A 25,927-nucleotide genomic window follows, 5' to 3' on the forward strand; every position below is an offset into this window, starting at 1 on the left:
CCTTCGTGGTCGATTCGCCAGCCAAGCCTTCGCATGCCAACTATCAAACGCAGTGCCCTGGTCGAACATTCGGCTGCCCGCATGTTCGACCTGGTCAACGATATCGATGCCTACCCGCAGCGGTTCCGCTGGTGTTCGGCCGCGCACATCCTGGAAACCGGTCCGGACCGGGTGGTGGCGCGACTGGACCTGGGCCTGGGGTCGTTTTCCACCTGGTTCACGACCGAAAACACCCTGCAGCGCCCGCATCACATCGATATGCAGCTGCGCGATGGTCCGTTCAAGCGCCTGCACGGTCGCTGGGAATTCCATGCGCTGGCCGAAGACGCCTGCAAGGTGAGCCTGACCCTGGAGTTCGAACCGACCTCGCGGCTGCTGGGGCCGGCGCTGGCGCTGGGGTTCCAGGGCCTGGCCGACCGCATGGTCAATGATTTCGTGCGCGTTGCCGACGCGCAGGACTGAACCGTGATCCGGGTCGAAGTGGTACTGGCCTGGCCCGAGCGGGCCGTGTCAGTCGTGCTGGCCCTGGACGAGGGCGCCACGGTGGCCGATGCGATCGCAGCGGCCGCCATCGAGGGCAGCGACGCCTGTCCGGCGGTGGCCGTCCATGGACTCATCGCCCCGGGCGGGCAGGTGCTGCGGGAGGGAGACCGGGTGGAGCTGCTGCGACCGCTGCTGGCCGACCCGAAGGACAACCGGCGCCGCCGGGCCGCGCCCCGATCGCGCTGAACCCGGCGGGCGTTGAACCGGTGGCTACGCGGCAACGCAACGCATCAACCAGGGGGGGAGCCGGCCGGGCCCGGCGCCACCCACGCGCCGGCTTACCGGCCGCGCTGCTTCTTCTTGTCCTTGGCCAGGTTGCGGCCGAACTGGCGGACCTGGTCCTTGGCCAGCTGGGCGTCATTGCTCGGGAAATAGTCGCCTTCCCAGCGGGTGACCTGGTCGTTCTCGAAGAACACGGTGAAATTCTTCACTTCGGTGCGGCCCAGGCGATCCAGCCGCTGGGTGGCGGTGTAGTCCCAGCGCTGGGCATGGAACGGGTCGTCGATGGACGGGGTACCCAGCAGGGTGTTCACCTGCTGCTTGCTCTGACCGACCTGCAGCTGACCGACGGCCTGCTCCCGGATCAGGTTGCCCTGGTAGATGGGTTGCTTGTAGATGATGCCGCAGCCCGTGGTGGACAGGGCAACGGCGGCGACCAGCAGGAGATTGCGCATCGGGAATGGCGGTTGGGGAAATCGAGTCGATGATACACTCCGAACGTGTCGCCGCGACCCGATCCGAGGCAGCTGGCGCTAAATCGCCAATGAACGGAGACCTATGGAAACCCACGACCTGCGCAAAGTCGGCCTGAAGGTGACCCATCCGCGTATGCGGATCCTTGCCCTGCTCGAGCAGCGCGACGCCCAGAAGCACCAGCACCACATGACGGCCGAGGACATCTACCGCCAGCTGCTGGAGCACGGCGACGAGATCGGCCTGGCCACGGTGTACCGGGTGCTGACCCAGTTCGAGGCCGCCGGCCTGGTGCTGAAGCACAATTTCGAGGGCGGCCAGGCCGTCTACGAGCTGGACCGCGGCGGCCACCACGACCATATGGTCGACGTCGACTCGGGCAAGATCATCGAGTTCGAAAGCCACGAAATCGAAGAACTGCAGCGCAAGATCGCGGCCGACCACGGCTACGAGCTGGAAGAGCACTCTCTGGTGCTCTACGTGCGCAAAAAACGCAAGTAACGGCGTAGCCGTTACGGTAGCTACCGCAAGTTTTTCATCGCCCGAACACCCCCACATCCACCGCCTCGGCCATGGCCCGGTTGCCGGCGTCGCCCGGGTGCAGGTGGTCGCCGGAATCGAACGCCGGTGCCAGGCGGGCGGGGTCTACCGGGTCGCGCAGCGCGGCGTCGAGGTCGATCACCGCATCGAACCCGGCATCCTCCCGCAGCCAGGCATTGAGCCGGCGGCGCAGCCGGTCCTTGTCGGGCTGGTAATAGTCGTGCAGCGGGGTGCCGGGCAGGGCGCCCGCGAACGGGGTCAGCGTGGCTCCGACAATCCGCAGCCCGCGGGCATGCGCCCGTTGGATCAGCTGGCGATAACCGGCCTTTAGCTGGCCCAGCGACGGGCGCGGCTGGTCCCGGGCGAAGGCCGTGCCCGGCCAGCTGATGTCATTGATGCCGATCAGCACCACCACGCTGGCCACGCCGGGCTGGTCGAGCACGTCGCGCTGGAACCGTGCCAGCGCCGCCTCGCCCATGCCATCGCGCAGCAGGCGGCCGCCGGAGATGCCGGCATTGACCACCGCCAGGCGCTGCGGCGCGAGCCGGGCGGCCAGGTGGTCGGTCCAGCGCTGGTCGTGGTCCAGGGTGGCGGTGGCGCCGTCGGTGATCGAGTCGCCGATCACCACCACGCTGCGCGCGATGGCAGGCGCTTCCACGTCGATGCCGGTCAGCAGCACCCGCGCGGTGGTGGCGGTGCTGTCGAGCAGCGCCGCCCGGGCGGTCTGGTCACCGGGCGCGATGGCGCTGGTCTGGCGCCCATCCCAATGGAAGCCCTGCAGCGGCGTGGGGCCGGGGACATGCAGTGAGACCTGCACCGCCTGCAGGTCGACCGTGGGCATGGCCAGCGGATCGCTGAGCCGTTGCTGCCCCGGGGCGATCACGGTGCCCGGCTGGCCGTCGAAGCGCAGGGCCTGCGGCGCCCGGTCGACGCTGCCGGCGACACTGGCCGCGCCGATCCGCAGCGGTGTGGTGCCATAGGCATTGCTCAGTCGGATGCGCAGGCGCGGGCCGCCCAGGCTGATGCGGGCGGTCTGGCGGAAGGTCTGGTCGTGCAGGGAGTGCGGGATGCCGGTGGGGAAGAGGAATCCGGCCGGCCACACCGGTTGCGGGCTGGCCTGCCATGTGGCCACCCAGTGCGTGGCGGCCGGGTCGGAGGAGAATGCGGGGGTAGCGGTGGAGAACCCGAGCAGGGCGCCCGTGGCAAGGCGGATCAAGGGATGCATGGCAGCCGGTCCAGGAAAGAGGCGGCCATGGTGCGCGGGCGTCGTTCTGTGAACTAGACTGCCTGACGACAATCATCTGTGAATTGAATTCATCCCATGTCCTCGCCCGACATCAACCGGTCCGGTCAGCTGGAAATCTTCGTGCGGGTCATCGAGGCCGGCAGTTTCTCGGCGGCGGCGCGCGCGCTGGACATGAGTCCGTCGGCGGTCAGCAAGCTGGTGGCGCGGCTGGAACAGCGGCTGGGCACGCGCCTGCTGCAGCGTTCCACGCGCCAGCTGCAGCTCACCCCGGAAGGCTGCGCATTCTATGAGCGCGGCCTGCGCGTGCTGGCCGACCTGGACGAGGCCGAACGCTGCGCCAGTGCCCACGCCGAGCCTCGGGGGCGGCTGCGGGTGAACAGCAACGTGCCGTTCGGGCACCACTTCCTGCTGCCGCTGCTGCCGGCGTTCCTGGCGCGGCACCCGCAGGTGGGGGTGGACCTGGTGTTGACCGATGAAGTGATCGACCTGCTGGAGCAGCGCACCGACATCGCGGTGCGCGCGGGTCCATTGAAGAGTTCCAGCCTGGTCGCGCGGCGGCTGGGGGCGACGCGGATGATGATCGTGGCGGCCCCGGCGTACGCGGCCCGGCATGGCCTGCCGCAGGACGCTGCCGCACTGATGGCGCACAACCGCCTGGATATCGGACATGCACGCGCGCAGAGCGGCTGGCCGCTGCGCGAGCAGGGACAGGTGCTGATGGTACCGACCGGGGGCAACGCGCGCGCCAGTGACGGCGAGGCGCTGCGCCGGCTGGTGCTGGGAGGGGCGGGCATCGCGCGGCTGGCCGCGTTCCAGGTACAGGCCGATGTCGCGGCCGGGCGGCTGTTGCCGGTGCTGGAGCAGGCCAACCCGGGTGACCTGGAAGAGGTGCACGCGGTGTTCGTGGGGCAGGGCGGCTACCTGCCGCTGCGGGTGCGGGCGTTCCTGGATTTCCTGGTGGAACAGGTGGACCTGGCCAGGCCGTTGGCGTAACCCGGTCAGGCCATCGGCAGGTACCCACCGTTGGTAGGGCCATCGGTAGGTACCCACCGTTGGTGGGTACGCCGTCACGTTTCCTGCAGCAGCCTGCGTGCGGCCGCGCGCGCTTCCTTGCTGACTTCCACGCCCCCGAGCATGCGCGCCAGTTCTTCCTCGCGGGCCTTGGCGTCCAGCTTCTCCACCGCGCTCTGGGTCATGCCGTCCACCGGCGCCTTGCTGACCCGGTAATGGGCATGGCCCTTGGAGGCCACCTGCGGCAGGTGGGTGACGCACAGTACCTGCCGCTTCTCGCCCAGTGCCCGCAGCTTCTGGCCGACGATATCGGCCACTGCGCCGCCAATGCCGGAGTCCACTTCGTCGAACACCATGGTCGGCACCGCATCCAGGCCGAGTGCCGCCACCTCGATGGCCAGCGAAATGCGCGACAGTTCGCCGCCGGAGGCGACCTTGCGCAGGGCGCGCGGCGGTTGCCCGGCGTTGGCGGCCACGAGGAATTCGACCCGTTCGGCGCCGTTCGGGTCCGGCTTGCCGGCCGCGTGCGGTTCCAGTTCGATCAGGAACTGGCCGCCGCCCATGCCCAGCTCGCCGATCAGCGCGGTGGTGGTATCGGACAGGGCCTGGGCGGCCTGGCTGCGGCTGGCGCTCAGCGTTGCCGCCACGGTCTGCCACTGCGCCGCCGCCCGCTCGATCTCGCCAGCCAGCGCCTGCAGGCGCACATCCGCGCCGCGCAGCTGCTCCACTTCGGCTTCCATCGCGTCGCGATGCTCGCCCAGCGCTTCCATCGGTACGCGGTGCTTGCGCGACAGGTCGTGCAGGCGACCGAGGCGGCGTTCGATGTCCTCGAACTGCTCCGGGTCCGCGTCCAGGTCGTCGTGCACGCGGTCCAGCAGGGCCAGCGCTTCGTGCAGCTGGATGACCGCGCTGTCCAGCAGCGCGTCCACCTCGCCCAGGCGGGCGTCATGTTCGGCCACCCGCGACAGGTCGTGGCGGGTCTGCTGCAGCAGCTGCAGCACCGAGACCTCGTCGTCGCCGTTGAGCCGGGCGGCGGCCACGTCGCACGCACTGACCAGTGCGCCTGCGTGGGCCTGGCGGCGGTGGCTGCTGCCCAGCGCGATGATCGACGCCGGTTCAAGGTCTTCGCGCTGCAGCTCGCCCAGCTGGTGTTCGAGGAAACCGATGCGGTCGCTGACATCGCCCTGGCGCGAGAGCGCCTCGGCTTCGTCGACCAGCGCCTGCCAGCGCGCGGCGGCCTGCCGGACCCGGGCGCGTTCGGCGTCATTGCGCGCGAAGGCATCGAGCAGGGCGAGCTGCGAGGGCCGTGCCAGCAGCGCCTGCTGCTCGTGCTGGCCGTGGATCTCGACCAGCATGCCGGCCAGTTCGGTCAGCTGCGACAGGGTCACCGGGCGCCCGTTGATCCAGGCGCGCGAGCCGCCGTCGGCGCGGATGATGCGGCGCAGCTGGCACTGGTCGTCGTCATCCAGTTCGTTGTCGCGCAGCCAGCGCCGCGCCGGGGCGTCGTCGGTCGGCGCGAACTCGGCCGACAGTTCGGCGCGCGCGGCACCGTGGCGGACCACGCCGCTGTCGGCGCGCAGGCCGGACAGGAAGCCCAGCGCGTCGACCATCAGCGACTTGCCGGCGCCGGTCTCGCCCGAAACCACGGTCATGCCCGGCCCGAACTCCAGTTCGGTGGCGCGGACGACGGCAAAATCCTTGATCGATAGATGTCTGAGCATGGTGTTGGGTTCTTGAGCCGCGCAACGCTAGCATGGGCGGCGGGCAGCTCCAATCGGCAATCCCCGATCCCTCGCCGGGGCGTCGCCCTGCCATTATCCACTGTCGCGTCTCACAGGTTGATTCCATGCACCCTTCCGCGCCCCATCTCGCGCCGCGCGCCCGCCACCTGCTGCGGACGCTGATCGCGCGCCACATCCAGGACGGCGAACCGGTGGGCTCGCAGACCCTGGCGCGCCTGGCCGGGCTGGACGTGAGCGCGGCCACCATCCGCAACATCCTGGGCGACCTGGAAGACCTGGGCCTGCTCAGCTCGGCGCATGTCTCGGCCGGGCGCGTGCCCACCGCGCACGGCTACCGGGTGTTCGTGGACAGCCTGGTCAAGATGCAGCCGCCGGGCGAGGGCGAGCTGAACCGCCTGCGCAGCGAGTTGTCCACCGGGGCCGGCACCCAGGCGCTGCTGGGCAGCGCGTCGGAACTGTTGTCGGCGATGAGCCACTTCGTCGGCGTGGTCGGCGCGCCGCGGCGCGAGCAGTTCGCCTTCCGGCACATCGATTTCGTGGCGCTGGACGCGCGCCGGGTCCTGGCGATCCTGGTGTTTGCCGACAACGAAGTGCAGAACCGGGTGATCGAGCCGCGCCGCAGCTGGGAGCCGGCCGAGCTGGAAAAGGTGGCCAATTACCTCAACGCCCATTGCGCCGGTCGCCCGCTGGCCGACATCCGTTCCACGCTGCTGATCGAGCTGCGCCAGGCGCGCTCGGAGATGGAACAGCTGCTGGCGCACAGCGTGGAACTGGCCGAACAGGCCATGGCCCCGCCCGCCGACGACATGGTGCTGGCCGGTCAGACCCGGCTGATGGGCGTGCAGGACCTGTCCGACCTGGACCGGCTGCGCGAACTGTTCGACCTGTTCGCCAGCAAGCGCGAGATCCTGCAGCTGCTGGAGCGCACCATCCAGGCCCCGGGCGTGCGCATCTTCATTGGCGAGGAGACCGGGGTGATGCCGCTGGAGAACGTCTCGCTGGTGACCGCGCCTTATTCGGCCGGGGGCCAGGTGCTGGGCGTGCTGGGGGTGATCGGCCCCAAGCGGATGGCCTACGACCGCATGATTCCGCTGGTGGAGGCCACCGCCCAGGTGCTGGGCGCGGCCCTGGATGTGCCGGCCGGGGGCGGATTGTCCCGGGATCGCACATAACGCGCGCCCTGGCTCTTGAATCGGGTCCGGCCGCCCACATAGGGGTGGGTGGAGGCGGAGAGTCACCGCCAAGGATCCGGAAATGAACCAAGATCAGCCTGATATCGCATCCCAGACCCCGGCCGGCGACGCCGCCACGGGCGATACCCTGCAGCAGCAGCTCGACGCCCTGCACAACGAAGTGGCGCTGCTCCGGTCCGAGTCGCTGCGTGAGCGCGCCGACCTGGACAACCAGCGCAAGCGCGTGGCCCGCGACGTCGACCAGGCGCGCCGCTTCGCCAACGAAAAGCTGCTGGGCGAACTGCTGCCGGTGTTCGACAGCCTGGACGCCGGCCTGAATGCCGCCGGCGCCGAGCCCAGCCCGCTGCGCGAAGGCCTGGAACTGACCTACAAGCAGTTGTTGAAGGTAGCTGCCGACAACGGCCTGACCCTGCTGGACCCGACCGGCCAGACCTTCAACCCGGAGCACCACCAGGCGATCAGCCAGGTCGACGCCCCGGGTGCGGCGCCGGGCAGCGTGGTCCAGGTGTTCCAGAAGGGCTACCTGCTCAACGATCGCCTGCTGCGCCCGGCCCTGGTCGTGGTCGCACGGGACTGACCTGAACGCGTTTCGCCAGCATCGGACACTGTGTTCGACAGGTGGCTTGAAAGTGACAGCAGCGTCCCACACATCCCATTCATAACCCGGCAGCGGCCGGATGTTTCCCACTTTTCAGGAGTCTCCCCCATGGGCAAGATCATTGGTATCGACCTCGGCACCACCAACTCGTGCGTGGCGATCATGGACGGCGGCAAGGCCCGCGTCATCGAAAATGCGGAGGGCGACCGCACCACGCCTTCCATCGTCGCCTACACCAAGGACGGCGAAGTGCTGGTCGGCGCCTCGGCCAAGCGCCAGGCCGTGACCAACCCGAAGAACACCTTCTACGCCGTCAAGCGCCTGATCGGCCGCAAGTTCACCGACGCTGAAGTCCAGAAGGACATCGCGCACGTGCCTTACGGCATCCTGGCCCACGACAACGGCGACGCCTGGGTGCAGACCAGCGACGCGAAGAAGATGGCGCCGCAGGAAATCTCCGCCCGCGTGCTGGAGAAGATGAAGAAGACCGCCGAAGCGTTCCTGGGTGAGACCGTCACCGAGGCCGTGATCACCGTGCCGGCCTACTTCAACGACAGCCAGCGCCAGGCGACCAAGGACGCCGGCCGCATCGCCGGCCTGGAAGTGAAGCGCATCATCAACGAGCCGACCGCTGCGGCCCTGGCCTATGGCCTGGACAAGGGCGACGGCAAGGACCGCAAGATCGTCGTGTACGACCTGGGCGGCGGCACCTTCGACGTGTCGATCATCGAAATCGCCAACGTGGATGGTGAGAAGCAGTTCGAAGTGCTGGCCACCAACGGCGACACCTTCCTGGGCGGCGAAGATTTCGACAACCGCGTCATCGAGTACCTGGTGGACGAGTTCAACAAGGACCAGGGCATCGACCTGCGCAAGGATCCGCTGGCCCTGCAGCGTCTGAAGGACGCCGCCGAGCGCGCCAAGATCGAGCTGTCGACCAGCCAGCAGACCGAAGTGAACCTGCCGTACGTCACCGCCGATGCCTCCGGTCCGAAGCACCTGAACATCAAGCTGACCCGCGCCAAGCTGGAAGCGCTGGTCGAAGACCTGATCAAGAAGTCGATCGAGCCGTGCCGCATCGCCCTGAACGATGCCGGCCTGCGTTCGAGCGACATCAGCGAAGTGATCCTGGTCGGCGGCCAGACCCGCATGCCGAAGGTGCAGCAGGCCGTGACCGAGTTCTTCGGCAAGGAACCGCGCAAGGACGTCAACCCGGACGAAGCCGTTGCACTGGGTGCGGCGATCCAGGGCGGCGTGCTCGGCGGCGACGTCAAGGACGTGCTGCTGCTGGACGTGACCCCGCTCTCGCTGGGCATCGAAACCATGGGCGGCGTGTTCACCAAGATCATCGAGAAGAACACCACCATCCCGACCAAGGCCTCGCAGGTGTTCTCCACCGCCGAGGACAACCAGTCGGCGGTGACCGTGCACGTGCTGCAGGGTGAGCGCGAACAGGCCCGCTACAACAAGTCGCTGGCCAAGTTCGACCTGTCCGGCATCGAGCCGGCCCCGCGCGGCCTGCCGCAGGTGGAAGTGTCCTTCGACATCGACGCCAACGGCATCCTGCACGTGTCGGCCAAGGACAAGAAGACCAACAAGGAACAGAAGGTCGAGATCAAGGCCGGTTCGGGTCTGTCCGAGGACGAGATCGCACGCATGGTCGCCGACGCGGAAGCCAACCGCGAAGAAGACAAGAAGTTCCACGAGCTGGTCCAGGCCCGCAACCAGGCCGACGCGCTGATCCACGGTACCCGTACCGCGATCACCGAGCACGGCAGCAAGGTCGGTGGCGACGTCATCGGCAAGGTCGAGGCGGCCCTGGCCGACCTGGAAACGGCGATGAAGGGCGACGACAAGGCGCAGATCGAGGCCAAGTCGAAGACGCTTGAGGAAGCCGGCCAGGCGCTGTTCGCCGCCGCGTCCGCGGGCGAGCAGGGTGGCGGCGCTCCGGGTGCCGACGCCGGTGCCGCTGGCAACGGTGGCGCGCACGACGACGTGGTCGACGCCGAGTTCACCGAAGTCAAGGACGACAAGAAGTCCTGATCCGGACAGCCGACGGGGCGTTGCGCAGGCAACGCCCCGTTGTCGCATCCCTGAACGCCTGACTGCCGGAACCCGATTCAAACCATGAGCAAGCGCGATTACTACGAGGTGCTGGGTGTTGCCCGCACCGCGACCGACGACGAACTGAAGAAGTCCTATCGCCGCTGTGCGATGAAGTACCACCCGGACCGCAATCCGGGCGACAGTGCCGCCGAAGCCTCCTTCAAGGAGTGCAAGGAGGCCTACGAAACCCTGTCCGATCCCAACAAGCGCCGCATGTACGACGCGCATGGCCACGCCGCGTTCGAGCACGGCATGGGCGGTGGCGGCCCGGGCGGCCCGGACATGGGCGACATCTTCGGCGACATCTTCGGCAACATCTTCGGTGGCGCCGGCGGTGGTCCGCGCCAGGCCCGTCGCGGCGCCGATGTCGGCTACGTGATGGAACTGGACCTGGAAGAAGCGGTGCGCGGCATCGAGCGCCGCATCGAAATCCCGACCCTGGCCGAGTGCGACGACTGCAACGGCAGTGGCTCGGAAGACGGCAAGGTTGAAACCTGCAGCGTGTGCCGAGGGCAGGGCCAGGTGCGCATCCAGCGTGGCATCTTTGCCATGCAGCAGGCCTGCCACAACTGCAACGGCCGTGGCCAGATCATCCAGACCCCCTGCAAGACCTGCCACGGCAACGGTCGCGTGGAGGAAGACAAGGTGTTGTCGGTCAAGGTGCCTGCCGGCGTCGACACCGGCGACCGCATCCGCCTGGCCGGCGAAGGCGAAGCCGGTCCGGCCGGGACGCCGCCGGGCGACCTGTACGTGGAAGTGCGGGTGCGTGAGCACGCGATCTTCCAGCGCGATGGTGACGACCTGCACTGCGAGGTGCCGATCCGGATCTCGCAGGCCGCGCTGGGCGACACCGTGCGCGTGGCCACCCTGGGCGGCTATGCGGAAATCCGCATTCCGGCCGAAACCCAGACCGGCAAGCTGTTCCGCCTGAGGGGCAAGGGCGTGCGCTCGGTGCGCAGCCGCAGCGAAGGCGATCTGTATTGCCGCGTGGTGGTGGAGACCCCGGTCAACCTGACCAGCGAACAGCGCAAGCTGCTGGAGCAGTTCGAAACCACCTTCACCGGTGAGGAGGCGCGCAAGCACTCGCCGAAATCGGCCACCTTCATCGATGGCGTGAAGGGTTTCTGGGACCGCATGACCTCGTAAACAGGATGGGTTCCAACGGTAACGAAGACGCCGGGCATGTCCCGGCGTTTTTTATGCGCAACTCACCGGTCTGGCACGATCCACGCAGTTGGCCGCAACCCACCACCGGTGGGGCCCGATCCACCCGGTCGGCGGCAACTCACCGGTCTGGCCCGATCCACGCGGTCGGCCGCAACTCACCGGTCTGGCCCGATCCACGCGGTCGACCACGACTGACCGGTCTGGCCCGACCCACGCGGTCGACCACGACTGACCGCTGGGGCACGATTCACCCGGTAGGTACCGACCGTTGGTCGGTACGCTCTAAAATGGGCCATGAACGATTCCCTGGAAAGCCACCTCGTCCACGGGCGCCGCCAGCGCCCGGACGGCCCGTCGCCGGTCGATGTCATCTCCGTGCAGTCGCAACTGGTCTATGGCCACGCCGGCAACAGCGCGGCGGTGCCCCCGCTGCGCGCGCTGGGCGTGCGCGTGGCCGAGGTGCCGACCACCCTGCTCAGCAACGCGCCCTTCTACCCGACCACCCGTGGGCGCGTGCTGCCGACCGACTGGTTCGCCGACCTGCTGCTGGGCGCGGAAGAACGCGGCCTGCCGGCCCGCGCAAAGATGCTGGTGTCCGGCTACTTCGGCAGCGTCGGCAACGGTGCCGCCTTCGCCGACTGGGTCGAGCGCGTGCTGGCGGCGTCGCCGCAGCTGCGCTACTGCCTGGACCCGGTGATCGGCGACACCCACACCGGGCCCTATGTGGAGCCGGGACTGGAAACCGTGTTCGCCGAGCGCCTGCTGCCGCACGCGTGGCTGGTGACGCCGAATGCATTCGAGCTGGGCCGCCTCACCGGCCTGCCCAGCCTGGCCGAAGCCGATGCCATCGCCGCATCGAAGGCGCTGCTGGCGCGGGGCCCGGAATGGGTACTGGCGCACAGCGTCGGCGGTGACCCCGGTGAGCTGGTAACGCTGGCGGTCAGCCGTGATGCGGTCTGGCGCTGGACCTCCCCGCACCTCCCCGTGGACGTGGCCGGTACCGGCGATGTGCTGATGTCGCTGCTGGTCGCCTTCCTGCTGCGCGGTGAGCGCTTCGAGCAGGCGCTGTCGCGTTCGATCTCCGGCGTGCATGCTGCGCTGGAAGCCACGTTGGCCAACGACCACGAAGAGTTCGACGTGCTCGCCGCGGCACCGGCCGCGTTGGCGCAGCCGCATCGCTTCCGCGCCGAGCGGCTGGCGTGACCCTGCGCCCGGTCGTCGGCATCGTCGGCAGCGCAGGTGCCTACGGACGCTGGCTGCGCACGTTCCTGGAACAGCGGCTGGGCCTGGAGGTGATCGGCCATGATCCGGCCGATCCCCAGTCGCAGGATCCCGAAACGGTGTTGGCACGCGCCGAGGTGCTGGTGTTCTCCGCACCCATCCGGCATACGCCTGCGCTGATCGCAGACTACGTGACCCGATCGGCCGGTCGCGAAGCCGGACGGCTGTGGTTGGACGTGACCTCGGTGAAGAGCGAACCGGTGGCGGCGATGCTGCGCTCGCAGGCCGAGGTGGTGGGGCTGCATCCGATGACCGCACCGCCCAAGGCGCCCACCCTGAAGGGCCGGGTGATGGTGGTCTGCGAAGCGCGCCTGGCGCGGTGGCAACCGTGGATGAGCGAGCTGTGCGCCGCGCTCGAAGCCGAATGCGTGCAGGCCAGCCCCGAGCACCATGACCAGGTCATGGCCCTGGTGCAGGCGATGGTACATGCCACCCACCTGGCCCAGGCCGGGGTGCTGCGCGGGTACGCCGCGCAGCTTGGCCCGCTGCAGGACCTGCTGCCCTACCGGTCGGCGTCGTTCGAACTGGATACCGCGATCATCGCGCGGATCCTGTCGATGAACCCGGCCATCTACGAGGACATCCAGTTCGGCAACCCGCATGTGGCGCCGATGCTGGAACGCCTGCTGGAGCAGCTGCAGCGCCTTCGCGACCAGGTCGTCCAGGGCGACGACGTGGCGCGCGCCGCATTCCGCCAGCAGCTGCTTGCCGACAACCGCGCGCATCAGGGTGACGCGCTGCTGGCCGACGGCAACTACACCTTCGAACGGGTCGGTTACCTGCTGGCCGACCTGACCGAGCGCAACGCGATCAGCGTGCATCTTCCCGAAGACCGCCCCGGCTCGCTGCGCGAGCTGCTGCATGTGTTCGAACGGCATGGGGTGAGCCTGGCGTCGATCCACTCCTCGCGCACGCCGGGCGGCGAGGTGCACTTCCGCATGGGGTTCGTGGCCGGCAGCAGCCTGCAGGCGCTGCAGCGCGCAGCGGTGGAGATCGACGCCACCGGGATCGGGCGGGTGCTGCCACGCTGATGCACCGCCGCATTCATCCACAGGGGGTGTGGATGACATGCGGACAAGCGTGTGGATAACCGTGCACAGGCCCCGCGCAGCAAGGCTGTCAAGAAGGATGGCGATTAATTGACCAGGGCCGCGCGACCCGCGCGTCGCACGACCAACGGTCGTGCGCTACCGGTAGCCTCGTCGCCCCGCGACATCGCGCACGCACCCCATCCCATCACACAGCAGGTACCGACCGTTGGTCGGTACGCGCCAAACCCACCACGGTAGGTACCGACCGTTGGTCGGTACGCTCCAAACCCGCCACGGTAGGTACCGACCGTTGGTCGGTACGCTCCACACCCGCAACGGTAGGTACCGACCGTTGGTCGGTACGCGCCAAGCCCGCCACGGTAGGTACCGACCGTTGGTCGGTACGCTTCAAATCGTCAGCGTAAGCCCGCCATCTTCAAGCCGGAATACCCGCCCATCACGCACCAGCCGCTGGCCGTCGGCCAGCTCGTAGCGGACATGCGGATCGGCCGCGGTAGCCGGTGCATTCGACTGCTCGCTCTTGAACTCAATGACCACATAGTCGTTGCCATCGGCGTCTACGGCGGGGAACTGTCGGAACGACATGCAACACCTCCTGCAGGGAACCCAGGGAACGGTGCCACGATGCGACCCCGCACGTTAGCGATGTGTCATCAATCGATGAACTGCAGCTTCGCCAGTTCAGCGTACAGTCCGCCTTCGGCCAGCAATTGCGCATGCGTTCCCTGCGCCACGATACGGCCGTGGTCCATCACCACGATCCGGTCGGCCTTGAGCACGGTGGCCAGGCGGTGCGCGATCACCAGCGTGGTGCGACCGGCCATCAGCCGTTCCAGCGCCTGCTGCACCGCGCGCTCGCTCTGCGCGTCCAGCGCGCTGGTGGCTTCGTCCAGCAACAGGATCGGCGCGTCCTTGAGCAGGGCGCGTGCAATCGCGATGCGCTGCTGCTGGCCGCCGGACAGGCGTGCCCCGCGTTCGCCCAGCTCGCTCAGGTAACCCTCCGGCAACGCCTGCAGGAAGTCGTCGGCCTCGGCCGCGGCCGCCGCGCGCTGCACTTCTTCGTTGCTGGCGTCCAGCCGGCCGTAACGGATGTTGTCCAGCGCGCTGCTGGCAAACAGGGTGGGCTGCTGCGGTACCAGCGCCATCTGCGCGCGCAGCTGCGCCGGATCGACCCGGCGCACGTCGACGCCGTCCACCTGCACGCTGCCGGCAGCCGGATCGTGGAAGCGCAGCAGCATCGACAGCACCGTGCTCTTGCCGGCACCGGACGGCCCCACCAGCGCCACGGTTTCGCCGGGGCGGACATGCAGGTCGAAATGATCCAGCGCGGGCGCATCCGGCCGCTGGGGATAGTGGAAAACCACGTCCTGGAAGCGGATGTCGCCGCGCAGCGGCTGCGGCAGCGGCTGCGGGTCGGCAGGACTGGTGATCTCGACATCTTCCTGCAGCAGCTCGGCGATCCGGCCCATGCCCCCGGAGGCGCGCTGCAGTTCGTTCCAGACTTCGGCCAGCGCGCCCACCGAACCACCACCGATCAGCGCATACAGCACGAACTGGCCCAGGGTGCCGGCGCTCATGCGGCCGTCGATCACATCGTGCGCGCCCAGCCAGAGCACGCCCACGATCGCGCCGAACACCAGCACGATCGCCGTGGCAGTGACCAGTGACTGCGCGGCGATACGCCGGCGCGCGGCGCGGATCGATTCGCCCAGCGCGGCGTTGAAGCGGCCGCGTTCATAGGGCTCGCGCGCATGCGCCTGCACCGTGCGCACCGCGCCCAGCGTTTCGGCAGCCAGGCTGTTGGCGTCGGCGATGCGGTCCTGGCTCGCGCGCGAAATGCCGCGCAGGCGGCGCGCGCCGATGATGATCGGCAGCACCGCCAGCGGAATGCCGACCAGCGACCAGGCCGCCAGCCGCGGGCTGGTCACGAACAGCATCACCAGGCTGCCCACCACGGTGACGCTGCTGCGCAGGGCGACCGACATGGTCGAGCCGATCACGCTGCGCAGCAGTTCGCTGTCGGCGGTCAGGCGCGACACCAGCTCGCCGCTGCGGCTGCGGTCATGGAAGCCCGCGCCCAGCGCGATCAGGTGTGCGTACAGGCGGCTGCGCAGGTCGGCCACCACCTTTTCGCCCAGCAACGAGACGAAGAAGAAGCGCGCCGCCGTGGCAAGCGCCAGCACCACCGCGACCAGGAACAGCAGGGCAAAGGCACGGTTGATCTGGCCATTGCTGTTGAAGCCGTGGTCGATCATCTGCTTCACCGCCGGCGGCAGGCTCAGCGTGGCCGCCGACGACACCGCCAGTGCGGCCAGCCAGGCCGAGAACAACCCGCCGTGGCGGCGCACGAACGGCCACAGCGTGCCCAGGCTGCCGAGGCGGCGCAGGGTGGGGGCCGGCGAGGGCGTGGGCGGGATCTGTGCATCAGTCATGGGCAATGCCTGGTTCGGTGCGTGCATGCACCCGGATACGATCACGGGTGGCGTCGCGAAGACGGGTTTTCAACGGGTCGACCTGCTCGGCCGGCAGCCGCACCTGCAGTGCCACCCCGGACGCGGTGAAGGTTTCATCCAGCTTGTCGGCCAGGTGCAGCGCCAGCGCCGCATGCAGCGCGCCCAGGTCCTCGAAGCCGGCCTGCACGGTCAGCTCGGCCAGCGCCACCAGCGGCAGCCGTGGCGCGGTACGCAGGCACTCGGCGGCGGTCCCGCCATACGCCCGCACCAGGCCACCCGCGCCCAGCTTGATGCCGCCGTACCAGCGGATCACCACGACCATTACCCGGTCGAAGCCCTGGCCATCGATCGCCGCCAGGATGGGGCGACCGGCGGTGCCCGCCGGTTCGCCATCGTCGCTGGAGCGGTACGCGTTGCCATGCCGGTACGCCCAGCAGTTGTGCGTGGCGTCAGCCACCGCCACCTGCTGCAGGAACGCCAGCGCGTCGTCGGGCGCGTCGATCGGTGACGCGTGCGCGACGAAGCGGCTGTGTTTGATGTCCAGGCTGTGGCTGACGGTGGTGGCGAGCGTATCGGGCATCGGCATCATTGTAGCCCCGGGCCGGGCGCGGCTCAGGGATCGAGCAGCGCGCGCAGGTCGCCGGGGATGCGTGCTTCCGGATAATGCTGCAGGTAGCGCTCCAGACTGGCGCGCGCGGTATCCAGGTCGCCACCATCGCGGCGCTCGCGGATGCGCTTGATCCACTGCCGCCGTGGCAGCGCGGCATCGGCATCGACTGCCAGGGTGAGGGCATCGGGCGAGATCATCGCGCCGTACGCTGCAGCCGGCGCCGGTTCGGCACGCCGCATGACCCCCGGCGCACCCGGCGCCCGCGCTGCCGCAGGCGCGGCGAGCCTGGCCTGGCCAGGCGCATCGCTGGCGCGGCTGCCGGTGGCCTCCACGCGGTCCAGCGCCGGCGCCTGCGCGGCGTCGACCTCGGCCTGCTCGCGCTGCGGTGTCGGGGCGGCCATCGGGGCGGGCGGCGCCGGCACGGCGACCGGCGCGGCGGCGGGGGGCGGCAGCGGGGCGGGCGCTGGCACCGGCACCGGCTCGGGACTTGGTGCGGACGGGGCGCGTGCCGACGGCCGGCGTGGCGATTCGCTCACCGGTGCGGCCGCATCGGACGGTGCCGCCGTGTCGGCAGCGACCTCGCGGGCCATCGGCGCCGGCGCGGCCGGCGGTGGCGCTTCCGGCTTCAGCTGCCAGGCAATGCCTACCGCGAACACCAGCGAGGCGGCCAGGCCGAGGACGGCGGGCACGCGCGAACGGCGCCGCGGCATGGGACGGGAGGCCGGTGCGGCGGCGCTCGGTTCCGCCTCGGCACCCGCTCGCACGGCCGCGCGCGCGGCCGCCAGCACCGCCTCGTCAACGGCCGCGGGCGGTGCGCTGGCCGCCGGCTGACCGAGCAGGCGGGCCAACGCGCGTTCTTCCGGGGTCAGCGGATCGTTGCGGTTCATGGGCTCAACTCCGCGCGCAGTTTGTCCATCGCGTACCGCAGTCGCGATTTCACGGTTTCCCGTCCGACGCCGGTGATCTGCGCGATCTCTTCCAGGCTCAACTCCTGTTCCAGCCGCAGCTGCAGCACCGTACGCTGGTCGTCGGGCAGCTGTTCCATCGCCAGTTGCAGCCGTCGCCGCTGCTCGAACTCGGACAACTGGGTTTCCGGGGTACGGGGATCGTGCATGCGCGCCACGCGTTCGTCGGCATCGCCCGGAGGAGAAGGCCGGTGGCGCAATGCCCGCCAATGGTCGTTGAGCCGATTATGGGCAATCCGGAACAGCCAGGTGGTGAACGCGGCTTCGGGCTGCCAGCCGGCGCGGGCGGCGATCACCCGCTGCCAGACGTCCTGGAACATCTCGTCGGCCAGCGCCGCATCGCGCAACTGGCGCAGCAGGAAGCTGTACAGGCGGTTGCGATGGCGTGCATACAGGCGCTCGAAGGCGCGCAGGTCGCCCGCGGCCCAGGCCAGCATCAGCGACTCGTCGGTTGGCAGGGCGGCAGCATCCACGGCGGACAGAGTAAGCGCTGGGCGCACCTGCGCATAGCCGGGCAGGGCGCGGGCGGGGCGGGTCATCGAGGCGGCGGCCAGTAGGGGGACACCCGTCGAACAACGTCCAGGGGCCCGCAATGGGGTCGAGGGCTTCCACTGCACCCCGGTTTGCGCGTTATGCTCGGCGGACAGGGGAGGCGCCGGGCATCCGGCGCCAGAAGAGATCAACATGTTGTCCAGCCAGGCAGTGACGACTTCAGGCCAGAAGGACCGTGCCGCAGCGGTGTCGGCGGCGCTTGCGCGGACGCTGTGCGCGTTGCTGCCGACCGGGACGCGGCTGACCCTGGGCTGGACCGACGCCACCCTGGGCGACGGCTGCGTCTGCCACCCGCCGGGCGTCGGCCCGGACCCGGCGGGGCTGGAGGCGCTGCTCGCATCGTCGCCGGACCGGTCCGCCCCCGGGGCGCTGTATCGCTGGCAGCACCAGGGCGGGGAGCTGCTCATTCATGTCGTGCTGGACGGCGACGCCAACCCGCCCGACGCCTGGTGGGGCGCAGCGCGCAGTGCACTGCAGGACGCACTGGCACTGGCCCGCCAGCGCGACCAGATCCGTTCGCTGGAAAATTCCAAACGCCTGCAGCAGGCCCTGTACGAAATCGCCGACCTCGCCGGCGCCGACCTGGAAATGACCGAGATGCTGCGGCACTTCCATCGCGTGCTCAATTCACTGATGTACGCGCAGAACTGCTACATCGTCGAATACGACGACGCGCGCAGGCGGATCCGCTTTCTGTACTTCGCCGACCAGCGCGACAGCTTCGTGGCCGATCCCGACCGCAGCTACGAAGAGCACGAAATGCCGCGCAGCCTGACCTTCGCGCTGCTGCGCCATGGCCAGCCGCTCAGTGGGCCATCCAACGAGCTGTTGGCGGCGATGAGCGACGAGTACGATCCCAGCCGCGGGCCCGAGAGCCTGGACTGGCTGGGCGTGCCGATGCTGCGCGACGGCCGGGTGTGTGGCGCCATCGTGGTGCAGAGCTATGAACAGCGGGTGCGCTACAACGAAGCCGACCGCACCCTGCTGGGCTACGTGGCCCAGCACATCCTCACTGCGATGGACCGGCGCCAGGCGCAGGTGCAGCTGGAGCGCCAGGTGGAGCGGCGCACGCTGGAACTGCAGCGCGCCAACCACAGCCTGCAGGACGAGGTGATCGAACGCCGCCGTGCCGAAAAGCTGCAGCTGGCCCTGTTCAACATTGCCGAAATGGCGATGAGCGCCGAGAGCCTGGCGCAGTTCTACGTGCAGGTGCACGGCGTGGTCGGCACGCTGCTGGATGCACGGAATTTCTATATCGCGCTGGTGGACGAGTCCGGCGAGGGGCTGGAATTCGTGTACTCGGTCGACGAGTACAACCCGGCGCGCGCCCCACGCCCGTTCAGCATGGGCCTGACCGAATACATCGTGCGCAACCGGCAACCGTTGCTGGCGTCGCGCGAACAGATCGATGCGCTGCGCGCGTCGGGCACGGTCAACGAGTTCGGTGCGCGCTCGCACTGCTGGCTGGGCGTGCCGCTGCTGAGCGACGACGACGTGGTCGGCGTGATCGTGGTCCAGAGCTATTCGCCGGACATCAGTTTCACCGCGCACGACCAGCGCCTGCTGACCTTCGTGGCGCAGAACATCGGCAACGGCCTGGCCCGCCAACGCGACCAGGAACGCCTGCGCAACGCGCACGCCGAGCTGGAGAAGCGCGTCGACGAGCGCACCCGCGAGCTGGCCGAAGTCAACGACAAGCTGCTTGGCCAGATCGGCGAGCGGCTGCGTGCCGAGCAGCGCCTGACCCACCAGGCGCTGCACGATGCGCTGACGGGACTGCCCAACCGCGCGCATTTGCTCGACCGGCTGGAAGACGCCATCGCGCGTGCACGCTCGCGCGACGGACTGCGCTTTGCGGTGCTGTTCCTCGACCTGGACCGCTTCAAGCTGGTCAACGACAGCATTGGCCATGCCGCGGGCGACCAGATGCTGGTGGAAGTGGCCAAGCGGATCGTGTCCATGGTGGGCCCCGACGACGTGGTGGCGCGACTGGGCGGTGACGAGTTCGCGCTGCTGCTCGAATGCGAGCAGGGGCTGGAGACGGCACGCGAGTTCTCCCAGCGCATGCTGGTGGCGCTGGAAGAGTCGATGTGGGTACAGGGCCGGGAACTGTTCCCGTCAGGCAGCCTGGGGATCGCGATGTGGAGCCCGCGCTACCGCAATGGCGAGGAAATGGTGCGCGATGCCGATGCGGCCATGTACCGGGCCAAGGCCCAGGGCAAAGACCGCTGGGCGGTGTTCGACGAAGCCATGCGCGAAGAAGCGCTGCGCAGCCTGGACCTGGAAGCGGACCTGCGCCGCGCGATCAACAACCGCGACTTCCTGCCGTACTACCAGCCGATCGTGCGGCTCAGCGACGGCCAGGTGGTGGGCTACGAAGCGCTGCTGCGTTGGCGGCATGAACGGCGCGGTCTGTTGCTGCCCAGTGCGTTCCTGGACCTGGGCGAGGAGAGCGGGCTGATCGAGCAGGTCGACTGGCTGCTGTATGAAGATGTGATCGGCCAGCTGGCGCGCGGCGGCGAGGGCTATCTCTCGGTCAACGTGTCGCCGCGGCATTTCCGTTCGGCCGATTTCAGCGCACGGCTGTTCGGCCTGATCGAGGCGGCCGGCGCCGATCCGCGCCGGCTGCGCCTGGAAATCACCGAAGTGGCGCTGCTCGACGACGGCCCGCGGACGCTGCGGATCCTGCAGACGCTGCGCGAACGCGGGGTGCTGGTGCAGCTGGACGATTTCGGTACCGGCTTCTCGGCGCTGTCCTACCTGCACCGGTTCCCGATCTCCACGCTCAAGATCGACCAGAGCTTCATCGCCGGCCTGCATGGCCAGGACCTGCAGAGCACCTACGCACTGGTCCAGGGCGTGCTGTCGCTGGCGCGCACGCTGGGCATCGAGACGGTGGGCGAGGGCATCGAGAACATGGCCCAACGCGAAACCCTGCTGCAGCTGGGCTGCGATTACGGCCAGGGCTACCTGCTCGGTCGCCCCGCGCCGATGGACACCTTCGTCACCGCGTGATTCCGCACAGCGGGGCAGGGCCGCCCGTCAGCGCAACGCCGTGCGGCGCTTCTCGTCGATCCACTTCGACGCCTGCGCCGGCTCATAGGCGCGCATCCAGTCCAGCATCGCGTCGATGTCCGAGCCGTACCAGAGGTCCGCGCGCTGTTCCGGGTGCAGGAAGCGCTCTTCGACCATGCGGTCGATCATCCCGATCAGGGGCGCGTAGAAACCGTCCACGTCCAGGAACGCGCAGGGCTTGTTGCCGATGCCGAGCTGGCGCCAGGTGAGCATCTCGAAAATCTCTTCCATGGTGCCGAAGCCGCCAGGCAGCGCGACGAATGCATCGGAGAGGTCGAACATGCGCGACTTGCGCTCGTGCATGGAGCCGACGATCTCCAGCTCGGTCAGCCCGCGATGCGCCACTTCCCAGTCGGCCAGCTGCTGCGGGATCACCCCGGTCACTTCACCGCCGCCGGCCAGCACCGCATTGGCCACGGTGCCCATCAGGCCGACGTTGCCGCCGCCATACACCAGGCGCAGGCCGTCGCGGGCGATACGGTCGCCCAGCGCGATGGCACGTTCGGTATAGACGGGCTTGCTGCCGGCGTTGGAGCCGCAGTAGACGCAGATGGATTTCATGGGAGGTCCCTGCTGGAAACCACCCATTATCGCATGGCCCCCCGCCCGCGTTGCGCGCGGGCGTTGGACGATCCCGATGCGTCAGGCCGCCTGGGTCTGCTCGCGCTGCGGGCCTTCCTTCAGGGCGCGGCCGACCAGGCGCACCAGCAGGTCCAGCTCGTCGCTGTCGATGCCGAAGTGCGGGGTGAAGCGCAGCGAGTTCTCGCCGCCATGGATCACGTTGATGCCATGCTGGCGCAGCCATTCCTCGGTGGAGCCCGCGCCGTAGCACTTGAACTGCGGGGCCAGCTCGCACGAGAACAGCAGGCCGGTGCCCTGCACCTTGGTGATCAGCCCGCCCAGCTCGCCCTTGAGCTGCTCCAGCCTGCGCACGGCTTCCTCGCCGCGCGCGCGGATGTTCCCGCGCACCTCGGGGGTGAGCAGCGACAGCGTCGCGCAGGCGACGTCCAGCGCGCGCGGGTTGCTGGTCATGGTGTTGCCGTAGATGCCCTTGCGGTACAGCTGCGCGGCGTGCTCGGTCACCGCCAGCACCGACAGCGGGTACTGCGCGGCGTTCAAGGCCTTGGAATAGGTTTCCATGTCCGGCACGTCCAGGCCTTCGAACCCGGGATAGTCCACGATCGACAGCACGCCGTGCGCGCGCAGGCCGGCCTGGATCGAATCGAGCAGCAGCAGGCTGCCGTGCTGGCGGGTCAGCTCGCGCGCCAGGGCGTAGAACGACGGCGGCACCGCGCGCCCGGGGTCGCCTTCGCCCATGACCGGCTCCAGGAACACCGCCTCGATGAACCAGTGGTTCTGCTGGGCGTCGGCGAACACCCGCTTCAGCGCATCCTCGTCGTAGGGCGCGATCGCGATCACGCTGTCCTCGCCGCGGTAGCTGGCCAGGTGCTGCAGGTACGTCCTGCGGCTGGAATCGGAGTACAGGCCCGGGCGGTCGGTGCGGCCGTGGAAGCTGCCCTTGACCACCACGCGCTTGATCTTCGCACCAGCATGGCGGGCGCCCGGATCAGTCTGCAGCTTGGCGTTCACGTCGGCGATGCGCGCCGCCAGGCCAACCGCTTCCGAGCCGGAATTCAGGCACATGAACCGGGCATACGGACAGCCGCCGCGGCGGTGGCCGATCTCACGGCGCAGGGCCTGGATGAAACGGTGCTGGGACAGGTTCGGTGTCATCACGTTGGCCATCACCTGCGGCGCGGCCATGGCGTCCAGCACGGCCTGCGGGGTGTGGCCGAAGCCGAGCATGCCGTAGCCACCCGCGTCATAGAGCACTGCGCCTTTCAGCGTCACCACCCACGGACCCCGGGCGGCGAGGGCGACATACGGGGTGACCGCATCATCCGCGTAGAAATTGACGAAGCCGTCCTGCATCGCGTCGATCTGCGCGCGCTCGTCCAGCGCCAGCAGATCGGCCAGATCGGCGCTGACGCGCTCGAATTCGGCGGCGCCTGCCTCTACGGCCGCCACGAGTTGCGGGTGCCCGGCAGCCAGGCGTTCCAGGGTGGCGTCATCCAGGCCGGCGGTGAGACGGGTGCCGGGCTGGGCGCGAAGGGGGGCGAGGCGTTCAATGAAGCGCATTGCAGATCTCCTGAAACGATTGGCGGCACGGCGCAAATGCAAAACGCGCGACCGGGGGCGCGCGCCTGGGGCAGTACGGCTCGTGCATCAGACTTCCGGTTCGATGCTATCACGCGAATTTTGGCGCGATAACCCCGTAAAAAACTGTTGCAAAGCAACATTTTGCGCGACGTTGCGCGCTTCTCGCGTTGCTACCGGGAGCCAGTCGTACAATGCCCGACATTGTCTACACGTTGCCGTGCGCTCCCTTGAAGAAGTCCGACTTCCATTACGACCTGCCCGCTGAACTGATCGCCCAGGCCCCGCTTGCCGAGCGCTCGGCAAGCCGCCTGATGGTGGTGCCACCGGCCCCGGCCGGGTTCGACCACCGCCATGTGCGCGACCTGCCGGCGCTGCTGCAGCCCGGCGACCTGCTGGTGTTCAACGACACCCGGGTGATCCCCGCGCGCCTGTTCGGCCAGAAGGCCAGCGGTGGCCGGGTCGAGATCCTGATCGAACGCCTGCTGGGCGCGCAGCAGGCGCGGGCCCAGGTGGGGGCGAGCAAGTCGCCCAAGCCCGGCAGCCGCATCGCCCTGGATGCCGGGGGCGAGGCCGAGGTGCTGGGACGCGATGGCGAATTCTATGTGCTGCAGTTCCACGTGTCCGAGCCGCTGGAGCAGTGGCTGCTGCACGCCGGGCGCCTGCCGCTGCCGCCGTACATCCAGCGCGAGCCCGGGCTGGACGACCGCGAGCGCTACCAGACCGTGTTCGCCCGCGAAGTGGGGGCCGTGGCCGCGCCGACCGCCGGCCTGCACTTCGACGACGCGCTGCTGGCGGCGCTGAACGACAAGGGCATCGGCTTCGGCCATGTCACCCTGCATGTGGGCGCCGGCACCTTCCAGCCGGTGCGTGTGGATGATCTCAGCGACCACGTCATGCACCGCGAATGGCTGAACGTGGGCGCCGAGCTGGTCCAGCAGGTGCGCCGCACCCGCGCGGCGGGCGGGCGCGTGATCGGGGTGGGCACCACCGTGGTGCGGGCGCTGGAAAGCGCGATGCGCGACGGGGAGCTGCTGCCCTACGCCGGCGAAACCCAGATCTTCATCACCCCCGGCTACCGGATCCGCAGCGTGGACGCCATGGTCACCAATTTCCACCTGCCGGAAAGCACGCTGCTGATGATGATCTCGGCGTTTGCCGGGCAGGCGCGGGTCTTCGAGGCCTACCGCGCGGCAATCGAGGAGAAGTACCGCTTCTTCAGTTACGGCGATGCCATGTTGCTGTTCCCGCAGGCATGACGCCGGATGGGCCGCCCCGGCACGGTCCGCCGCGCCGGGGTCGGATTTAGGGGATAATCGGGGATTATTTGCCCCGATTCCGCCCCGATGTCCCGACTCCAGTTCCAGCTCCAGACCACCGACGGGCGCGCCCGCCGCGGCCGCCTGACCTTCCCCCGCGGGACGGTGGAAACCCCGGCGTTCATGCCGGTGGGCACCTACGGGTCGGTCAAGGGCATCCTGCCGGAGCAGATCCGCGCGCTGGGCGCGGAGATCATCCTGGGCAACACCTTCCACCTGTACCTGCGCCCGGGCCTGGACGTGATCGCCGACCATGGCGGCCTGCACGGATTCGCGCGCTGGAGCGGGCCGATCCTGACCGATTCCGGCGGCTTCCAGGTGTTTTCGCTGGCCCATCGCCGCAAGATCACCGAGCAGGGCGTGACCTTCGCCTCGCCGACCGACGGCGCCCGGGTGTTCCTGGGCCCGGAAGAGAGCATGAAGATCCAGAAGGTGCTCGACTCGGACATCGTGATGATCTTCGACGAATGCACCCCGTACCCGGCCACCGAGCCGGTCGCGCGCACCTCGATGGAGCTGAGCCTGCGCTGGGCCCAGCGCAGCCGCGACGCACACGACGCGCTGGGCAACGACGCGGCGCTGTTCGGCATCGTCCAGGGCGGGGTCCACCACGACCTGCGCAGCCGCTCGGCCGAGGGCCTGCAGCAGATCGGCTTCGACGGCTATGCGATCGGCGGCCTGGCCGTGGGCGAGCCCGAGCACGAGCGCAACGCGATGCTCGACCACATGCACCCGATCCTGCCGGCGGACCGCCCGCGGTACCTGATGGGCGTGGGCCGGCCGGAAGACCTGGTCGAAGGCGTCGCCCGCGGCGTGGACATGTTCGACTGCGTGATGCCGACCCGCAATGCCCGCAACGGCCACTATTTCACCTCGTTCGGCACGGTACGCATCCGCAACGCCCGCTACGAGCGCGACATGGACACCATCGAGCCGGGCTGCGGCTGCCACGCCTGCACCAGTGGCTACACCCGCTCCTACCTGCGCCACCTGGACCGCTGCAACGAAATGCTGGCGCCCATGCTGGGCACCCTCCACAACCTGTATTACTACGAGAAGCTGATGGCCGACATGCGCGCGGCGATCGCGGCGGGAACCTTCGCCGCCTTCCGCGAGTCCTTCTATTCGGCCCGGGGGATGGCCACGCCGGCGCTGTAAGCGGCGGGCCCGGCCCCGTGGCATACTTCGCGGCTGACCCCTTTTTCGCGGCGACACCCGACCCCATGTGGGGGAGGGCGCCTCCCAACCCTAAGGACACACCATGAACCTGATCGCCTTCCTGATTCCCGCCGCCCACGCCCAAGCCGCCGGCGGCCAGCCGCAGGGCATGGGCCTGACCACGCTGCTGTTCCCGATCATCCTGATCGCGATCATGTACTTCCTGATGATCCGCCCGCAGATGAAGCGCCAGAAGGAACACAAGGCGATGCTGGAAAAGATCAAGATCGGCGACGAAGTCCTGACCAACGGCGGCATCGCCGGCACCGTCAAGGGCATCGGCGACAACTTCGTCACCATCGAAGTGGCCGACAACGTGAACATCCGCGTGCAGAAGGGCGCCGTGGGCAACGTGCTGCCCACCGGCACCCTGAAGTCGGCCAACTGAGCCACTCCCTTTCCGAAG

Annotated in this window: 24 protein-coding genes; 14 read left to right on the forward strand and 10 right to left on the reverse strand. The window is 68.9% G+C overall.

From position 1 onward, the window contains the following. Positions 1–33 precede the first annotated feature (33 nt). Both ACIGII_RS08285 and ACIGII_RS08290 read left to right on the forward strand, forming a co-directional pair. Entirely contained in the window at positions 34–462 is a 429-nt protein-coding gene (locus ACIGII_RS08285; protein ID WP_399636532.1) for a type II toxin-antitoxin system RatA family toxin, read from the forward strand. Between the two features lie 3 nt (positions 463–465). After that, the gene (locus ACIGII_RS08290) at positions 466–729 is read left to right on the forward strand and encodes an RnfH family protein (RefSeq protein WP_399636529.1); all 264 of its coding nucleotides are present in this window, start codon (positions 466–468) and stop codon (positions 727–729) included. A gap of 92 nt (positions 730–821) precedes the next feature. On the opposite strand, the gene ACIGII_RS08295 is transcribed toward ACIGII_RS08290, so the two are convergent. Continuing rightward, entirely contained in the window at positions 822–1,217 is a 396-nt protein-coding gene (locus ACIGII_RS08295; protein WP_399636526.1) for an outer membrane protein assembly factor BamE, read from the reverse strand. Between the two features lie 103 nt (positions 1,218–1,320). On the opposite strand from ACIGII_RS08295, the gene fur reads away from it, so the two are divergent. Then, complete coding sequence (fur, locus tag ACIGII_RS08300) at positions 1,321–1,737, forward strand: ferric iron uptake transcriptional regulator (RefSeq protein ID WP_068851145.1); 417 nt, start codon at positions 1,321–1,323, stop codon at positions 1,735–1,737. Positions 1,738–1,771: 34 nt separating this feature from the next. Here the strand turns inward: fur and ACIGII_RS08305 are convergent, their stop codons facing one another. Continuing rightward, positions 1,772–3,001, reverse strand: coding sequence for an SGNH/GDSL hydrolase family protein (locus ACIGII_RS08305; RefSeq protein ID WP_399636522.1), 1,230 nt, complete (start codon positions 2,999–3,001; stop codon positions 1,772–1,774). Between the two features lie 96 nt (positions 3,002–3,097). Here ACIGII_RS08305 and ACIGII_RS08310 point away from each other — a divergent pair, with 96 nt between their 5' ends. Beyond that, positions 3,098–4,015, forward strand: coding sequence for a LysR family transcriptional regulator (locus tag ACIGII_RS08310; protein WP_399636519.1), 918 nt, complete (start codon positions 3,098–3,100; stop codon positions 4,013–4,015). A 74-nt stretch (positions 4,016–4,089) separates the two neighbouring features. On the opposite strand, the gene recN is transcribed toward ACIGII_RS08310, so the two are convergent. After that, complete coding sequence (gene recN / locus ACIGII_RS08315) at positions 4,090–5,754, reverse strand: DNA repair protein RecN (protein ID WP_399636517.1); 1,665 nt, start codon at positions 5,752–5,754, stop codon at positions 4,090–4,092. A gap of 125 nt (positions 5,755–5,879) precedes the next feature. Between recN and hrcA the strand changes: the two genes are divergently transcribed. The 6 genes from hrcA to ACIGII_RS08345 all read left to right on the forward strand — a co-directional run bounded on the left by hrcA (position 5,880) and on the right by ACIGII_RS08345 (position 13,151). Then, positions 5,880–6,947 carry a heat-inducible transcriptional repressor HrcA gene (gene hrcA, locus ACIGII_RS08320; RefSeq protein ID WP_399636514.1) on the forward strand — a complete coding sequence of 356 codons (1,068 nt, stop codon included), beginning with the start codon at positions 5,880–5,882 and terminating at the stop codon, positions 6,945–6,947. An 82-nt stretch (positions 6,948–7,029) separates the two neighbouring features. Continuing rightward, entirely contained in the window at positions 7,030–7,545 is a 516-nt protein-coding gene (grpE, locus tag ACIGII_RS08325) for a nucleotide exchange factor GrpE (RefSeq protein ID WP_399636512.1), read from the forward strand. A gap of 129 nt (positions 7,546–7,674) precedes the next feature. Next, on the forward strand, positions 7,675–9,609 hold the full coding sequence (gene dnaK / locus ACIGII_RS08330) for a molecular chaperone DnaK (protein ID WP_399657486.1): 1,935 nt from the start codon (positions 7,675–7,677) through the stop codon (positions 9,607–9,609). 84 nt (positions 9,610–9,693) lie between these two features. After that, positions 9,694–10,818, forward strand: a complete 1,125-nt coding sequence (gene dnaJ, locus ACIGII_RS08335) for a molecular chaperone DnaJ (protein ID WP_399636507.1) — start codon at positions 9,694–9,696, stop codon at positions 10,816–10,818. Positions 10,819–11,133: 315 nt separating this feature from the next. After that, positions 11,134–12,042 (forward strand): pyridoxal kinase, encoded by a 909-nt coding sequence (pdxY, locus tag ACIGII_RS08340; protein ID WP_399636504.1) that lies wholly within the window; start codon positions 11,134–11,136, stop codon positions 12,040–12,042. Beyond that, positions 12,039–13,151: a prephenate dehydrogenase gene (locus tag ACIGII_RS08345; protein WP_399636502.1), complete on the forward strand. Its 1,113-nt coding sequence runs from the start codon at positions 12,039–12,041 to the stop codon at positions 13,149–13,151. Before pdxY ends, ACIGII_RS08345 begins: the two co-directional genes overlap by 4 nt. A gap of 408 nt (positions 13,152–13,559) precedes the next feature. Here the strand turns inward: ACIGII_RS08345 and ACIGII_RS08350 are convergent, their stop codons facing one another. The 5 genes from ACIGII_RS08350 to ACIGII_RS08370 all read right to left on the reverse strand — a co-directional run bounded on the left by ACIGII_RS08350 (position 13,560) and on the right by ACIGII_RS08370 (position 17,673). Beyond that, positions 13,560–13,757: a hypothetical protein gene (locus ACIGII_RS08350; RefSeq protein WP_399636499.1), complete on the reverse strand. Its 198-nt coding sequence runs from the start codon at positions 13,755–13,757 to the stop codon at positions 13,560–13,562. Between the two features lie 68 nt (positions 13,758–13,825). After that, a complete protein-coding gene (locus tag ACIGII_RS08355) occupies positions 13,826–15,604 on the reverse strand; it encodes an ABC transporter transmembrane domain-containing protein (protein WP_399636496.1) in 1,779 nt (592 codons plus the stop codon). Continuing rightward, the gene (locus ACIGII_RS08360) at positions 15,597–16,205 is read right to left on the reverse strand and encodes an IMPACT family protein (protein WP_399636493.1); all 609 of its coding nucleotides are present in this window, start codon (positions 16,203–16,205) and stop codon (positions 15,597–15,599) included. Before ACIGII_RS08360 ends, ACIGII_RS08355 begins: the two co-directional genes overlap by 8 nt. Positions 16,206–16,237: 32 nt before the next feature. Beyond that, complete coding sequence (locus ACIGII_RS08365; protein ID WP_399636491.1) at positions 16,238–17,122, reverse strand: hypothetical protein; 885 nt, start codon at positions 17,120–17,122, stop codon at positions 16,238–16,240. Continuing rightward, entirely contained in the window at positions 17,119–17,673 is a 555-nt protein-coding gene (locus ACIGII_RS08370; RefSeq protein WP_399636746.1) for an RNA polymerase sigma factor, read from the reverse strand. Before ACIGII_RS08370 ends, ACIGII_RS08365 begins: the two co-directional genes overlap by 4 nt. Positions 17,674–17,884: 211 nt before the next feature. Here ACIGII_RS08370 and ACIGII_RS08375 point away from each other — a divergent pair, with 211 nt between their 5' ends. After that, positions 17,885–20,767, forward strand: coding sequence for an EAL domain-containing protein (locus tag ACIGII_RS08375; RefSeq protein WP_399636489.1), 2,883 nt, complete (start codon positions 17,885–17,887; stop codon positions 20,765–20,767). A gap of 27 nt (positions 20,768–20,794) precedes the next feature. Here ACIGII_RS08375 and ACIGII_RS08380 read toward each other — a convergent pair whose 3' ends face one another. Then, on the reverse strand, positions 20,795–21,388 hold the full coding sequence (locus tag ACIGII_RS08380; protein WP_399636486.1) for a TIGR00730 family Rossman fold protein: 594 nt from the start codon (positions 21,386–21,388) through the stop codon (positions 20,795–20,797). An 81-nt stretch (positions 21,389–21,469) separates the two neighbouring features. After that, on the reverse strand, positions 21,470–22,966 hold the full coding sequence (locus tag ACIGII_RS08385) for an aminotransferase class III-fold pyridoxal phosphate-dependent enzyme (RefSeq protein WP_399636483.1): 1,497 nt from the start codon (positions 22,964–22,966) through the stop codon (positions 21,470–21,472). Positions 22,967–23,178: 212 nt separating this feature from the next. Between ACIGII_RS08385 and queA the strand changes: the two genes are divergently transcribed. The 3 genes from queA (at position 23,179) to yajC (ending at position 25,909) form a co-directional block, all read left to right on the forward strand. Further along, positions 23,179–24,243 (forward strand): tRNA preQ1(34) S-adenosylmethionine ribosyltransferase-isomerase QueA, encoded by a 1,065-nt coding sequence (gene queA, locus ACIGII_RS08390; protein WP_399636481.1) that lies wholly within the window; start codon positions 23,179–23,181, stop codon positions 24,241–24,243. Between the two features lie 87 nt (positions 24,244–24,330). Next, the gene (gene tgt, locus ACIGII_RS08395; protein ID WP_399636479.1) at positions 24,331–25,461 is read left to right on the forward strand and encodes a tRNA guanosine(34) transglycosylase Tgt; all 1,131 of its coding nucleotides are present in this window, start codon (positions 24,331–24,333) and stop codon (positions 25,459–25,461) included. Positions 25,462–25,564: 103 nt separating this feature from the next. Continuing rightward, complete coding sequence (yajC, locus tag ACIGII_RS08400; protein WP_070206534.1) at positions 25,565–25,909, forward strand: preprotein translocase subunit YajC; 345 nt, start codon at positions 25,565–25,567, stop codon at positions 25,907–25,909. The last annotated feature ends 18 nt before the right edge of the window (positions 25,910–25,927 follow it).

Origin of the sequence: Stenotrophomonas sp. NPDC077420 (assembly GCF_044543385.1) — a bacterium.
Classification (GTDB): domain Bacteria; phylum Pseudomonadota; class Gammaproteobacteria; order Xanthomonadales; family Xanthomonadaceae; genus Stenotrophomonas.